This window comes from Nostoc sp. UHCC 0870 (genome assembly GCF_022063185.1).
Classification (GTDB): Bacteria; Cyanobacteriota; Cyanobacteriia; order Cyanobacteriales; family Nostocaceae; genus Trichormus.
In genome coordinates, this window is the sequence record NZ_CP091913.1 from 3,530,325 (window position 1) to 3,544,434 (window position 14,110).

The 14,110-nt window shown below is 41.2% G+C and carries 12 protein-coding genes and 1 pseudogene; 10 read left to right on the forward strand and 3 right to left on the reverse strand.

All coding sequences use genetic code 11. The annotated features are described in order from the left end of the window. Nucleotides 1–221 precede the first annotated feature (221 nt). The 5 genes from cobM to L6494_RS14905 all read left to right on the forward strand — a co-directional run bounded on the left by cobM (nucleotide 222) and on the right by L6494_RS14905 (nucleotide 3,266). Entirely contained in the window at nucleotides 222–1,007 is a 786-nt protein-coding gene (gene cobM, locus L6494_RS14885; protein ID WP_237988491.1) for a precorrin-4 C(11)-methyltransferase, read from the forward strand. Nucleotides 1,008–1,078: 71 nt separating this feature from the next. Continuing rightward, a complete protein-coding gene (locus L6494_RS14890) occupies nucleotides 1,079–1,432 on the forward strand; it encodes a phenylpyruvate tautomerase MIF-related protein (protein WP_237988492.1) in 354 nt (117 codons plus the stop codon). 187 nt (nucleotides 1,433–1,619) lie between these two features. Further along, nucleotides 1,620–2,687 carry a 23S rRNA (adenine(2503)-C(2))-methyltransferase RlmN gene (gene rlmN / locus L6494_RS14895; RefSeq protein WP_237988493.1) on the forward strand — a complete coding sequence of 356 codons (1,068 nt, stop codon included), beginning with the start codon at nucleotides 1,620–1,622 and terminating at the stop codon, nucleotides 2,685–2,687. 106 nt (nucleotides 2,688–2,793) lie between these two features. After that, nucleotides 2,794–3,057, forward strand: a complete 264-nt coding sequence (locus tag L6494_RS14900; protein WP_237988494.1) for a DUF3146 family protein — start codon at nucleotides 2,794–2,796, stop codon at nucleotides 3,055–3,057. Then, entirely contained in the window at nucleotides 3,054–3,266 is a 213-nt protein-coding gene (locus L6494_RS14905; RefSeq protein WP_237988495.1) for a hypothetical protein, read from the forward strand. The genes L6494_RS14900 and L6494_RS14905 overlap by 4 nt, the downstream gene beginning before the upstream one ends. On the opposite strand, the gene L6494_RS14910 is transcribed toward L6494_RS14905, so the two are convergent. The 3 genes from L6494_RS14910 to ntcA all read right to left on the reverse strand — a co-directional run bounded on the left by L6494_RS14910 (nucleotide 3,256) and on the right by ntcA (nucleotide 5,983). Then, nucleotides 3,256–3,702, reverse strand: coding sequence for a pre-16S rRNA-processing nuclease YqgF (locus tag L6494_RS14910; protein WP_237988496.1), 447 nt, complete (start codon nucleotides 3,700–3,702; stop codon nucleotides 3,256–3,258). The two genes, L6494_RS14905 and L6494_RS14910, sit on opposite strands and share 11 nt — an antisense overlap. 12 nt (nucleotides 3,703–3,714) lie before the next feature. Beyond that, nucleotides 3,715–5,139, reverse strand: a complete 1,425-nt coding sequence (locus tag L6494_RS14915; RefSeq protein ID WP_237988497.1) for a DUF3084 domain-containing protein — start codon at nucleotides 5,137–5,139, stop codon at nucleotides 3,715–3,717. 172 nt (nucleotides 5,140–5,311) lie between these two features. Next, nucleotides 5,312–5,983, reverse strand: coding sequence for a global nitrogen regulator NtcA (gene ntcA / locus L6494_RS14920; RefSeq protein WP_067763620.1), 672 nt, complete (start codon nucleotides 5,981–5,983; stop codon nucleotides 5,312–5,314). 505 nt (nucleotides 5,984–6,488) lie between these two features. Between ntcA and fabI the strand changes: the two are divergent. From fabI to L6494_RS14945, 5 genes and pseudogenes are all read left to right on the forward strand, one after another. Then, a pseudogene (gene fabI, locus L6494_RS14925) lies at nucleotides 6,489–7,266 on the forward strand (enoyl-ACP reductase FabI). Between the two features lie 185 nt (nucleotides 7,267–7,451). Further along, nucleotides 7,452–8,081: an imidazoleglycerol-phosphate dehydratase HisB gene (gene hisB / locus L6494_RS14930; protein ID WP_237996015.1), complete on the forward strand. Its 630-nt coding sequence runs from the start codon at nucleotides 7,452–7,454 to the stop codon at nucleotides 8,079–8,081. Between the two features lie 379 nt (nucleotides 8,082–8,460). Continuing rightward, nucleotides 8,461–10,569, forward strand: a complete 2,109-nt coding sequence (locus L6494_RS14935) for an NACHT domain-containing protein (protein ID WP_237988499.1) — start codon at nucleotides 8,461–8,463, stop codon at nucleotides 10,567–10,569. 343 nt (nucleotides 10,570–10,912) lie between these two features. Then, the gene (locus tag L6494_RS14940; protein ID WP_237988500.1) at nucleotides 10,913–11,389 is read left to right on the forward strand and encodes a hypothetical protein; all 477 of its coding nucleotides are present in this window, start codon (nucleotides 10,913–10,915) and stop codon (nucleotides 11,387–11,389) included. Continuing rightward, the gene (locus L6494_RS14945) at nucleotides 11,382–13,973 is read left to right on the forward strand and encodes a HEAT repeat domain-containing protein (RefSeq protein ID WP_237988501.1); all 2,592 of its coding nucleotides are present in this window, start codon (nucleotides 11,382–11,384) and stop codon (nucleotides 13,971–13,973) included. The genes L6494_RS14940 and L6494_RS14945 overlap by 8 nt, the downstream gene beginning before the upstream one ends. The last annotated feature ends 137 nt before the right edge of the window (nucleotides 13,974–14,110 follow it).

Genomic DNA, 14,110 nt, shown 5'->3' on the forward strand with positions numbered 1-14,110 from the left:
CCAATTCCCAATCCCCAATCCCCAATCCCCAATTCCCAATCCCCAAAAATAAAAAATGCCCCAGAGTTTTGTTTTCTCCAGGGCTTAACCAGGGTGCATCTACCATTACTCTCTACTACTCCTATAGGGTTAATCCGGAAAGATACTGAGCAAATTCTCAAAAAATTTTTTGAGCTTGGATTGTCTACTGGGAATTACTTAGATTTTATGGAAATTCAAGTATGAAAGCTAATCAAAATATCTTAGAACCGAAAGTTTATATTGTGGGAGCAGGCCCTGGAGATCCAGATTTACTAACGCTGAAAGGTCAAAAACTGCTTGCTGTTGCGGATGTGATTTTATTCGCTGATTCCCTAATTCCTGAACAGCTCTTGCAATTTTGTCGGGAAGATGCGGAAATTATTCGCACTGCTAATAAAACTTTGGAAGAAATTTTACCTCTAATGATCGAACGGGTGCGATCGCAACAAAAATCTGTGGTACGCTTGCAATCAGGTGATCCTAGCCTCTACAGTGCTATACATGAGCAAATACAGCTTCTGGCTGAGGCAAATATTCCCTTTGAAGTCATCCCTGGTATTAGTGCTTTCCAAGCCGCAGCCGCTAAACTCAATGTAGAGTTGACTGTCCCAGGTTTAGTGCAAACGATTATCTTGACACGCATTAGCGGGCGTACAGAAGTCCCAGCCAGAGAAGAGTTAGCCTCTTTAGCAGCCCATAAAGCTAGTTTATGTTTATATCTGAGTGCGCGTCATGTAGAAAATGCCCAAGCTAAATTACTAGAACACTATCCAGCAGATACCCCCGTAGCTATTTGCTTCCGCATCGGCTGGCCAGATGAAAAAATTAGGGTTGTACCTCTGACCCAAATGGCAGACTGTACTCAGCAAGAAAATTTGATGCGGACAACGCTATATGTGATTAGTCCAGCATTATCGTCAACAAATGGGCGATCGCGGTTATATGATCCTAAGTATAGTCGTTTATTCCGTCAGGTTGGGAGATAGGTATAGGGACTATTGATTTCTTGCACCAGCAACTTAGGTTAATATTAAATTTTGAATTTTGAATTGATCATATGCCTTTAATTAAAGTCCAAACTTCTGCATCTGCACCGCAAAAAGCTGAAATTGAGGCTATGTTGAAAAGCCTGTCAGCTAAGTTAGCCAAGCATTTAGGTAAGCCGGAATCTTATGTCATGACTGCATTTGAAGCGGAAATGCCTATGACTTTTGCTGGTACTACAGAACCAGTTTGTTATATAGAGATTAAGAGTATTGGCACAATGGAGCTCAATCAAACTGAGGCGATGAGTCAAGATTTTTGCCAACAGATTAATCAAACTCTCGGAGTGTCGCAAAATCGCATTTACATTGAGTTTGCTGATGCTAAGGGTGCAATGTGGGGCTGGAACGGCTCAACGTTTGGTTAGGTCTGAATTGGCACTATTGATGATGAGGCGATCTCACCCAGTATCAATATATATTCACCAGACACCTCGCGCCGTGGAAGCCCCTAAATTCATGTATGGGGGTAAGGCGCACTTCGACAAGCTCAGTGACTACCAAATTGAGTTGAAAGTTGTACGATAGAGATTCAGCTTCAACTTGTGATTTTTTATGTCTGCTACGCCTCTTGTTTACCCAGTTAACTCAACCATCTCAGAAACAACAACTTTGCCGCCCTTACTCGGTGCTTCGGTGACGGAGTTAACTGCTTGGGTACAGCAGCAGGGACAACCTGCTTACAGAGGGAAGCAACTCCACGATTGGATATATCACAAAGGAGTGCGATCGCTAGCTGATATTTCTGCGTTTCCTAAGCAATGGCGAGCAGATGTTGCAGATATCCCCATCGGGCGTTCTCAGATTCATTACCGATCTGTTGCACCAGATAGCACAGTAAAGTACCTTCTGCAACTATCCGATGGGCAGATTGTGGAAACAGTGGGGATTCCGACAGATAAGCGTTTAACTGTTTGTGTATCTACTCAGGTGGGTTGTCCAATGGCGTGTGATTTCTGCGCTACTGGGAAAGGTGGCTACAAACGTAATTTGGGCAGACATGAAATTGTTGATCAAGTATTAACTGTGCAAGAAGATTTTCAGCAACGGGTGAGTCATGTGGTATTTATGGGCATGGGTGAACCGTTGTTAAATACAGAGAATGTTTTAGGGGCAATTAAATCTTTAAATCAAGATGTAGGGATTGGACAGCGATCGCTAACTTTATCTACTGTAGGAATCCGCGATCGCATCCGGGAGTTAGCCGAACATCATTTACAAGTTACCCTGGCGGTGAGTCTGCACGCCCCCAACCAAGCACTACGCGAACAACTTATCCCCAGTGCGCGTTCCTATCCCATCGAAGATTTAATGGCTGAATGTCGGGAATATGTAGAAATTACTGGCAGACGTGTAAGTTTTGAATATATCTTGCTGGCTGGTGTGAACGATTTACCAGAACACGCCTTACAACTAGCCAAGCGTCTGCGGGGATTTCAATGTCATGTCAACTTGATTCCTTACAATCCTATTCAGGAAGTTGAGTACAAACGCCCTAAGAGCGATCGCATTCAAGCTTTTGTCACAGTTCTGCAACAGCAAAAAATCGCTGTTAGCGTCCGCTATTCCCGTGGTTTAGAAGCTGATGCGGCCTGTGGACAACTAAGAACAAGTAAGTCGTAATTACGCAAAAATACTTGCGTTGCCAGTTTGTCGATCGTGGCGAAGTTTGGTAAATAAAAGATAGCTTAAATAGTTAGCTTTTGTCCCATACTTAACACCAAGCATTGTGAGTGCTAAACGTTTGCCAGAAACTACCGCCCATGTCAAAATCACCCGCCAATCCTGGCAACACGGCTTCCTAGAAGGTGAAGTGAGTGCAGGGGATTTTGAGTGGTATTTCCAATGGAATTTTCGCCTGGGGGAACTTTCCGTGAAGCCTTCCCAGGGTCGGGCTTTAATCAAAGAACCTCTGGGAAGGTTCTTGGAACAGCAAGATTATCAGCTAGAACCAGGCGGAGACTATGCGTTTACGATTCGCGCAAAATTATGAAGAGTGCTGAGTTCCAAGTTCTGTTAGCGGTAGCGCAGCGTTTAGTCGGTGCTGAGTTTAAAGACCGCCTACAACTGGGCGTGGCTTTATACCATAGTGCGAAATTACTGAGTAATCTTCTTGTTACTCAGCACTCAGCACTCAGCACTCAGCACTCAGCACTCAGCACTCAGCACTCAGCACTCAGCACTCAGCAGATTAACTGTTAACTGATTCAGTTAGGCGGCTTAAATATCTTTCGATTAAGAGAATAGCCACAATGTCATCTATAGGCCGTGGTGGCTGGCGCATTCCCTGTGGAAGTAGCTTTGTCAGTCCTTTGGGCGGATACATCTGCCAATAGCGATCGCGTGCTTCTAAGGTACTATAACGCTCGTCTACTAACACAATATTTAATGGTTCGGCTAATTCTTGTTGCAATTGCTGTTTCCAACGTTTGGCTGTAGTTTGATTACCCATCACCAACAAGGAAACGGGAAACCTTTGACGTAGGTTATTAATGGTAGCGATCGCCTCATCTGAAAGCACTACTTGGTGATAATACAATTGTCGGTCTAATCCCATCAAGGCTACACCACATTTATCTTTACCGGGATCGAAACCTAAAATGACTGGTTGTGTTGGGGAAAATTCACTAAAAGCCATAATAAATTTTTATTAAGTGCTTAAAACCACTTTGCCGTTTTGAATTGCTACTAGTCTTACTCTCAAAGGGCCAGCCGTGTAAGTGTCTTCTGCTGCTACTGCTTTAATGTCTACAGGTTGCTGGAACTGTCTCAACAAGGCCACAAAGCGAATAAACGTACCATCAATTTGTACACCTTCGACAATACCCGCATTTCTAGCACGAAATTGGGATGCTGAAATTAATAAATCCAATCTTTGCCTTAACTGATATGAGGTCATAGTTTTAGAATCGGCGGTAGTTGTCGCCAGTACCTCACCTTCAGAAAAGACTAAGACGTTTCTAGCTGTATCAGCGAAAAATTCTATCTGTTTTTCCCCCCTCACATAATTGCCAGCCGAGAAAATTCTCACTACGTATTCTCGACCGTCACTAATTTGTTTTATCAGCTGCTCAACCCTGTCTGGAGTCACACGCAGTAGTTGTGTATTAGCAGCAGTTCCAGGTTCAGCTAATTCGATGCTAGCATTACGATTGGCTTCTTGCAGTAGTTGTACAATTACTTGCTGGGCAGTAGTTGACTGATTAACACGCACTACAGCCGCCGCAATAACTTGACCTCGAACTAAGGCTAATTTACCTAAGCGTAAGTCCCGATATGACTGGTAATATTTTTCCAGTCTTGCTACTTCCTGTTCTAGATAGTCCTGTTGTTTTTCCAATTCTTTGAGAAGAGATTCCCGTTTGGCTATGACCTTTTCTCTCTCGATAATCTCTAGATTGCGATTTTGGATGAGTTTATCTAGTTGAGAAATTTTTTGATCGCGCTGTTCTATGGCTTGTTGACGGTTACTCAGTTCTTGATCGCGCTGTTCTATCGCAGTTTGGCGTTTAGCTATTTCGCGATCGCGTTCGGCAATTGCTTTTTGAGCTTCAACATACAGCCGTCTACGTTCTGCTTCCAGCTTGGTGACAGCTATTTGTAGTGCTTTCCTTTGATTGTAAACACTTTGGAGTTCAGCTATGGCTTTTTGATACTGATTCTGGGTGCGCTGAAGTTTAGTTTGGGTTTGAGCTAAATCTTGCTGCGCTGTAAATTTTTCTTTTTTGGTGGTTTCTAATTCTTGATTGGCTTGGTTGCGTTCAGCCTCTACCTGACTTTTTTGCTCTTCAGCCACTTTGAGCTGTTCTCGTTTTTGTCTGAGGTCTTTTTGAATATCTTCTAACTCAAATACCCCTTTCCGCAAGCCTTCATCAGCCAAAAACAGGATAGCTAGGGTAGTGGCTGCTGTCAATACACCACTAAAAATAGTTACCACTACAGCCGTGTTTTTGGGGCGAAGCTTAAAGAGAGAGAGGCGTGCTTTGCCAACTCTTGTGCCGATGCGATCGCCAGCAGTGGCAATTACGCCTCCCAAAATTAAAATTGCTGCGATGAGGATGTAGCCGGTGGTCATCTTCAGCTACCGAAATGTTTCCAGATACAGCCTACTACTTTCAGTCATTGTCTGTGGAGTTTGGGGGGGTTGGTAATAGCTGAAATTACTCAAGATTTTAGATTTAATGCCAACTATTGAGTGTTATCTAAAGAAATATAACACGCTCCACCTCCCCTGACTCCAATGGATTTTATGTGAACTGTCTGCTGAGAGTCACAGGTTTATGCACGGTAATCTTCTTTTTGTGGATCGAAATCATCTTTTTCTCACGCAGATCCCCTAATAATCTGGTGACTGTCACGCGAGTCGAACCAATTGCTTCTGCGATCGCTTGATGAGATAACTTCAAATCAATTGTGATCCCATCTGCACAAGGAACGCCAAAATCACGGCAGAGAATCAGCAGAAAACTGATTAACCTAGAACCCATATCTCGGTGCGCTAAGGTTTCAATCATCATCTCTGTTTGTAAAATCCGCGAAGATAAACCCCGCAGCATCAACATTGATAATTCTGGATTCTCCTTGAGTGCTTGCTCAACTTGTTCAATTGGTGCAGACAGCAATTCTACCGGGGTAAATGCCACCGCATGGTAAAACCGATCAGATTTATTGCCTGTCAATAAAGACAGGACTCCAAAAACGCTATTTTCCCGCAATAGTGCAACTGTAATTTCTTCTCCTGCCTCGTACACCCTGGAAAGTTTTACTGCGCCTTTCAAAAGAAAATAAACTCGTTCGGCAGGATCGCCTGGAAAAAAGATCGTTTTATTTCGTTCAAACGTTTCGACAACTGGTGGAAAAGCTCCAGTTGCCATCTGGCGAAAAACATTTGCTAGGGCCTTATCTTGTGTCACGATCATCTCCCTTCCCCTACCCAATGCCGGAATAACAAAAAAGTGAAAACTAATTACCTAAGAATACACCTGAAAAATCAATAAAGCACCGTTAACCTTGCTGTACTTTACTATACTTAAACCCATAACTTCATAGTTATTTGTTTATAATGATACCTAATTTCTGCTATTTTTAGCTAGCAGTTCTTGATAGATACTTCTGCTTGCTATAACCATCAGGTTTTTTCTCTAAAAACTTAAGTAATCTTGAGAATTTCTTAAGGAATAATATGTATTTTAAATCAAAAAAACACATTTACTAATTATTATTTTTGCCAATCATGTATAAAACAAATACAAACGTGCCTCAGATTCTAGTATGCTCATGAAGGCAGGAGGCAGGAGGCAGGAGGCAAGAGGTAAAAGGTAAAAAAAATAAGACCTAATCCGCCGTTCCTCATCCCCAGTCACCAGTCACCAGTCCCCAGTCCCTAGCCTCTATTTTCATAAATCGCTTACATCAAGGGTTTCTATGCTGAATCTGAATGGAAAAAAACGCTCTGGTAACAGGTATTGCCAATAACCGCTCGATTGCTTGGGGGATTGCCCAACAACTACACGCCGCAGGAGCGAATCTCGGCATTACCTATCTACCAGATGAAAGGGGCAAAATGGAAAAGAAAGTTGCTGAACTAGTAGAACCTCTCAACCCCAGTTTATTTGTTCCCTGTAATGTTCAAAACGATGAACAGATTCAATCTACCTTTGAGACAATCCGTGATAAGTGGGGCAGACTAGATATTCTGATTCATTGTTTGGCCTTTGCTAACAAAGATGATTTAACTGGAGATTTTAGCCAAACTTCTCGTTCTGGCTTTGCTACAGCTTTAGATATTAGTACCTATTCACTCGTGCAGTTAAGTGGTGCAGCCAAACCTTTAATGACAGAGGGAGGAAGTATCATTACCCTGACATATTTGGGTGGTGTGAGGGCAATTCCCAACTACAATGTTATGGGTGTAGCTAAGGCAGGATTAGAAGCTAGTGTGCGTTATTTAGCATCTGAACTCGGCCCTCAAAACATTCGCGTTAATGCCATCTCTGCCGGGCCTATCCGCACCTTAGCATCTAGTGCCGTTGGTGGCATCTTAGATATGATTCATCATGTCGAAGCAGTCGCTCCTTTACGTCGTACCGTTACTCAGACAGAAGTAGGTAACACGGCTGCTTTCTTAGCTAGCGATTTAGCAAGCGGGATTACAGGACAAGTCCTGTACGTGGATTCAGGATATGAAATCATGGGAATGTGAACCTATACTCAGGTCAGTGTGAGCCTTCTTGCTGTTTCACGTAATACGATTTAGAAATGGGGCAATTCAATGAGTGGATTTTGGATTTTAGATTTTGGATTGGGTTTCAATCTAAAATCCCCAGTCCCCAGTCCCCAGTCCCCAATCCCCAATCCCCAATCCCCAATCCCCAATCCCCAACCTCTATGCAAATCAGCGATTATCCCCAAGTTAATTTCTCCTCAGCCTCTCGCATTGCCTCAGTACATCGCACTACTGGTGAAACTGATGTGCAAGTTACCATTAACCTAGATGGCAGTGGCATTTGCAAAGCTGCCACAGGGATTCCGTTTTTGGATCATATGTTGCATCAGATTTCCTCCCACGGCTTGATTGATTTGGATGTCAAAGCCACAGGCGACTGGGAAATTGACGACCACCACACTAACGAAGATGTGGGTATTACCCTAGGCCAAGCTTTCCATCAGGCATTAGGCGACAGAAAAGGTATTGTCCGCTTTGGTAATTTTTTAGCCCCTTTAGATGAAGCTTTAGTACAGGTTGCGCTGGACTTTTCTGGTCGCCCTCACCTCAGCTATGGTTTAACAATTCCTACCGAACGAGTGGGGACTTATGACACGCAATTAGTACGGGAATTTTTTGTGGCGTTAGTCAACCATAGTCAAATGACGTTACACATTCGCCAGTTAGACGGGATAAATTCCCATCACATCATAGAAGCCACGTTTAAAGCATTCGCTAGGGCTGCACGCATGGCAGTAGAAGTCGATCTTCGTCGCGCTGGGACTATTCCTAGTTCTAAGGGAGTGCTTTGATTCAGAAAAGGGGAGGGTTATCAAGCAACAAGCTTCCCTTCTCAGGAATATTGATTGTGAATTTTGCTCAAGCGATCGCTGCGCTGATTTTTGGTTATTGGGTGGGGTGCAACAGTGCAGCTAGCTTGCGAGGTGTTAGCTTTGCTTGCGTGTAACCACCAAAGTAAAAAATCAAATGTTAAATTTTTTGACTTTGTAGACAAATACCTCTACCGGACACGCAGCGACATTAAATTTCATCCAAACTCCACTCAGAATTTGAGAAATTATTTGATATTTTCATCATAATTGGCGATATTATGCCCTAAAATCGCATTAATTAGCAGTGCTATTTAGCTAGATAAAGCTTCAACATTCAGCAAAAATTAGGGCAATAAAAATGGAAAGTTTTGGTATTCCTGGAGCTGCATTAACGCCTGTTTTATCTGCGATCGCCAAAGAAATTATAAAAAAAGCTCAAAGCAGATGGAATCCAACAGAATTAGAAAAGTCACTCAAAGCAGCGATAAAAGCGGCTCAAGACGAAGAAAAGAAGAGATTACAAAAAGGACTTTTTTCTTATTGTGATGACAAGAAAACTGCTGACTTCCTTGCTAAAGTATTTAAATGTTCAACCGTTAAGCAAGAATTAGAGAAACCGCTAACAGATAAATTTCCCGATATACCGAATCTGATTGCAGCATTTACACAGATCGCACAAGACCTAAAAATTAGTCTGAATGAAGTTGGTCTGAAACCTTGGTTATGGACATTTAGTAATACATACTTTCAAAAAAGTCCAGCTTACATACGCTATAAAACTACGAAAGAAAATTACTTCAACCAAATAAAAATACATTCAGAAAAAATACATTTTGCTGGAATTAAAGTTTCAGGAGAGGACAGGGATATTTCGGAACAGTTAGTAAAGATTTTTGTAATGCCTGATGTAATAAAAGAGGAGAATAACACCCAACCTATCATTACATCAAATGACGCATATATTGCAGCTAATACACTTTTAATTAATTCTCCTATCCAGCAGATGGTAATTTTGGGTGAACCGGGTTCAGGTAAAAGTACTTTAATGCAGTATTTTGCTCTTGATTTTGCCTCGAATGCAGAACATGATTTATTACCAATTTTAATTCAGATTCGTGATTTAGCAAAATATGTAGAAAATAATATTTTGTCATACTTGCAAGAGATAATTCCTAAAAAATACAACTTAACAGATATACCAAATGGATTTTTTGATTATTGGCTCAAGCAAGGAAAAGCCTTAATATTACTTGATGGTTTAGATGAAATTGCTGATGAAAATAAACGCCGTGAAGTTGTGAGACTTCTTTATTCTTTTATCAAAGATTCACAGTATGCTCAAAACCGGGTAATTATCACATCTCGTCCTGCCGAATATGAGCGATATTTCTTCAAAACTAATGAGTTTCCTCACTATATTATACAGCCCTTTGACGAACCAAAAATTAACTTATTTATCGATAAATGGCATAATAGCCGTTTTCCAGACCTTGTTGAATCAGATCGCTGGCAAACTAGCTTAAAAAATGTATTAAATAGCCAAGAACGCATTAAATTATTAGTACAAAATCCTCTACTATTAACGCTGGTTTGTTTAATTCATAGGTATGATGTGTATCGTCTACCCCAGAAACGTCACCATCTTTATGAAGCAGCAGTAAAAACCCTACTCATGAGTTGGGATATGAATAAAGCAGAACCTCTAGATCAAAGATTAATATATGTAAAACCTGACGACTTACAACGATTAATGGAACAACTGGCATATTGGATTCATAGTCAGAAAAGTCAAGCAGATATAAATAGTAGTACAATAGTTGAACGAAGAGAAATTGTTGATAAGTTAAGTCAAGACATTAAAAATCTAAGACAAATTGAACTTTACCAGGCTAAACAAGAAGCAGAAAAATTCATCAAATATATATCTGCTCGTTCTGGTTTGCTCAATGAACAGGGACAAGAATGCTACGCATTCGGGCATAAAACATTTCAGGAATATTTGTGCGCTCAAGAAATTGATTATCGTCGTCAAAATGATGATGATTTCGGTATTGTCTTAGAGCATATCAAAGACCATCTACACGATCCTCACTGGCGGGAAGTATTGTTACTGCTGATTGTGATTCAAAAACCTAAACCAATCGCTAAAGCAATTAAGTTTATTCTTGATCTAGACACAGATAAACCAGAATTGTATCATCATAATTTATTATTTGCGGCCAGTTGTCTAGCTGAAGATCCAAAGGATTTGAGGACTGTAGAGAACGAACCATCCTCGCAAATTTTGAGGGAATTGGCAAACCTAGAAATAAATCCTGATTTGGATGAAGAAATACGCTCACAAGTATTTTTAAGTTTTTGTAATCTTAGTCAAACACAGTTTGCAAAATCAGCACTACAAATTTTATCAGACAATGAAGCGAATATAGATGAGCAAAGAATGCAGCAGTATCTAAGTAAACTGTAAATATCAACAGTTTTAGGACTTACGCAAAATTAACGTAATTACGTCATTAGGAGTGATAACGACGTAATCCGCCTAAAACTCTGGGATTGCTTCCCTAAACTCTGTTCTGGTCGCAATAACGAATTTTGCTTGCGTAAGTAGAACGGCGTAAATAATTAAAGGTTTGTAATCAGGACTTTAGTCCTAAAATAAGGACTGAAGTCCTTACTACGAACTCGGTCACAATAACTTTATATTACTTAACATAGTTAGGTTTATTCCCACCGACTTACTTAAGTCCTGAGTTTAATACTGCTATAATGATTAGCCAGAATGCAGTCCATAATAGGTAAATAAGGGCAGCATGAGTACAAAAATATTTCAAGATGCTAAAGCAGAATACTGTATAAAACTAGCAAAGTGGTTTGATGATATTAAGTTTGCTGGGATTGCAGTAGCCGGACAAGAAGTAGATAAATATGCAAAATCTAGCCAGATTTTTGTGATGCCTGATGTAGTTGAGGAAATAAAATCTAGTCAAAAACATATAGATTATAAAATAGATACTTCTTTAGAGGAAGCTGATAACTTATCAAATAAGCGTCAGTTAGAATTAATCCGTGAGCAACGCCAACTAGTGCAATTAGAAAGCCAGACTGGAAAAAAGTTTTCTGCACAGCAGCTATTAAGTGAAAGCAATAATCGTAAATTAGTTTTGTTGGGCGCACCAGGGTCAGGTAAAACGACTTTGATGAGTTACTTTGCTGTCATGCTGGCTCAAAAAAAAACCAGAAAATCTGGGGCTAAAAGTAGATGTAGAGCTACTGCCCATTTTGGTTAAAATTCGTGAATTAGCTAGACAAGAAAACAGCAATATTTTAGAATATGTGAACCAGTTTGTCCAACGCAATCTATCTATAAAACAGCTACCACCTAATTTTTTTGAGTATTGGCTTGAAAATGGAAAAGCTTTAATTTTATTAGATGGTTTGGATGAAGTTTCAGATGCGATTCAACGGTATGAAATTGTCAAGCAGATTGAGAATTTTTTAGGAAGATTTTCTCAGAATATGGCAATTATTACCTCTCGTCCGGCTGGCTACAAACGGGACTTGTTCCACACAGAAGATTTTCCTCACTATCAACTGCAACCATTTGATGATGCCAAAATAGGAGAGTTTATTCAACGTTGGTACGATAGCCGCATTGTAGATTCACTAGAGGCGCAACGTCGCAAAGATAGCTTAAAAAAGGCAATTGCAGAGAGTGATCGGATTAAGTTGCTATCAAGAAATCCGTTACTCTTAACGATTATTGCTTTAATTCATCGCTACGAAGCTATTTTACCGAAAGAGCGTCATAAGCTTTATGAAAAAGCAGTAGAAACTTTATTAACTTCTTGGGATTCCAATAAAGAAATCAGCAATCATTTGACCTTTCAATATTTACTGCTTGATGATTTGCGACGGTTGCTAGAAAGGCTGGCTTACTGGATTCATACCCAAGGAAATACAGGAGATCAAGAAGGCGGTACGCTAATTGATAGAGATGAGTTAATCTCTCAATTAAGTAAACATATCGAAACACTAAAACAAATTGAAAATCATCAAGCTAAAAGAGAAGCAGAAATATTTGTAAAGTTTATCCGCGAGCGGACAGGTTTGCTCAATGAACAAGGACAAGATTGTTATGCCTTTGTGCATAAAACTTTTCAAGAATATCTTTGCACTCAAGAAATTATTTATCAGCGAGACAACGAAGATGATTTCGATATTGTTCTACAGCATATCAAAGACCATCTTCACGATCCTCATTGGCGAGAAGTGTTGCTGCTACTAATTGCTCAACAAAAACCTAAACCAACGGCCAAAGCAATTCGAGCAATTTTAAACCAGCACAGCGAATATGAGCAATGGCTGCACCGCGATTTATTTTTTGCTGGTAATTGCCTGGCTGAAAATCCTAAAGACTTAAAAGTTGCAGATAACCACTTAGCAGAAGAAATTTTACAACCTTTGGTAGAACTGGAAATCAGTAACTCACCACAAGTCAATTCTAAGATTAATTCAAAAGTTTTCCAAACTCTTTGCAGTCTGAATGAAACAGCCTTTGAAACTCAAGCATTGCAATTCTTAAAAAACAGAGAAAAACAAATAAATAAAGTACGACTTCAACAATATCGTGCCGCATTGGGAGAGAAAGAAGCCGCAATTCCTGGCTTAATTCAACTCATAGAACACCCAGATTCCTCTGTGCGTTATCGTGCGGCAGAAGCACTGGGTCAAATCGGTTCAGAAGCCGCAATTCCTGGCTTAATTCAACTCATAGAACACCCAGATTCCGATGTGCGTTATGGTGCGGCAGTAGCACTGGGTCAAATCGGTTCAGCAGCCGCAATTCCTGGCTTAATTCAACTCATAGAAGACCCAGATTCCGATGTGCGTTATGGTGCGGCAGTAGCACTGGGTCAAATCGGTTCAGCAGCCGCAATTCCTGGCTTAATTCAACTCATAGAAGACCCAGATTCCGATGTGCGTTATGGTGCGGCAGTAGCACTGGGTAAAATCGGTTCAGCAGCCGCAATTCCTGGCTTAATTCAACTCATAGAAGACCCAGATTCCGATGTGCGTTATGGTGCGGCAGTAGCACTGGGTAAAATCGGTTCAGCAGCCGCAATTCCTGGCTTAATTCAACTCATAGAACACCCAGATTCCGATGTGCGTTATGGTGCGGCAGTAGCACTGGGTCAAATCGGTTCAGCAGCCGCAATTCCTGGCTTAATTCAACTCATAGAACACCCAGATTCCTCTGTGCGTTATGGTGCGGCAGTAGCACTGGGTCAAATCGGTTCAGCAGCCGCAATTCCTGGCTTAATTCAACTCATAGAAGACCCAGATTCCGATGTGCGTTATGGTGCGGCAGTAGCACTGGGTAAAATCGGTTCAGCAGCCGCAATTCCTGGCTTAATTCAACTCATAGAAGACCCAGAATCCTCTGTGCGTTATGGTGCGGCAGAAGCACTGGGTCAAATCGGTTCAGCAGCCGCAATTCCTGGCTTAATTCAACTCATAGAACACCCAGATTCCGATGTGCGTTATGGTGCGGCAGTAGCACTGGGTCAAATCGGTTCAGCAGCCGCAATTCCTGGCTTAATTCAACTCATAGAACACCCAGATTCCTCTGTGCGTTCTCGTGCGGCAGTAGCACTGGGTAAAATCGGTTCAGCAGCCGCAATTCCTGGCTTAATTCAACTCATAGAAGACCCAGATTCCTCTGTGCGTTCTCGTGCGGCAGTAGCACTGGGTAAAATCGGTTCAGCAGCCGCAATTCCTGGCTTAATTCAACTCATAGAAGACCCAGATTCCGATGTGCGTTCTCGTTCTCTGTCCGTAGATGTGCTGGGTAAAATCGTTGCCGACTGGTAAACAACACGCTTAATGTATTTTTTTTTGACTGCGGTTTCTGTATCCTAGGATATTTAGGGCTTGGCGAAATTTGCAACAATTAACACACTTGTGACCGATCGCGGTTATCCTATTGGGTAACTTGTCACCAACGCTGT